A 686-nucleotide genomic window follows, 5' to 3' on the forward strand; every position below is an offset into this window, starting at 1 on the left:
ACTTGGTCGTCACGTTGATACTTTTTCGCCAACTTATAAGACGCGCCCCATTCACCTGATGGTGTAGACAAGGCGACAGAAAATACCCCACCTTCAACCTGTACGGTCACTATTGCTAAATCGGTAGCGCACTTTTCGCGAGTCGCTCCCGCTAAAGCAAATGTTGCAGCCAATGGATCGCCCTCATGGTTTACAGTTTGGTTACGCCCTGCCAGCACCCAACCGTGACCCAATTGCTTTTCTGCATTTTCATCACTGTTTAACCAGTAGGTTAAATATCCAGCACTGCTTTTTTCAGACACAGAAAGTGTGAGATCTTTATCCGCCAGCAGTTGTCCTACATGCTCAACCATCGGAAGGTCGATGCTAACCGTATTGCTTTCGAGGTGCTTGTTGATCAACTGCATCAGCTTCAAACGTTGTTCAAGCTGATCTGCCGGGCCAAACAGCTTCACTTCAATAAAAGGCAGATAAGAGCGATACCCAAGCTCATAGCCTTGTGGCAGTTTTAGCTGATCCAACTTATCCGAGATCCCAGATTCAGAAAGACCAAAAGTGTAGATTCGACTACAGCATGAACCTTTTACGTCAGGAAATACTCTTCGAAGATCAGGCAAAATTTGTGTTTCTGCCATCAATTTGAATTCGCTTGGTACACCAGGAGTAAAATAAAAAATCGCGTCATT

At 45.2% G+C, this 686-nt stretch carries 1 pseudogene; it reads right to left on the reverse strand.

The features are described from left to right. Window positions 1-686, reverse strand: a pseudogene (locus R7O13_RS27290) (competence/damage-inducible protein A); the annotation flags it as partial.

It is taken from the genome of Vibrio sp. Y176 (assembly GCF_033438945.1).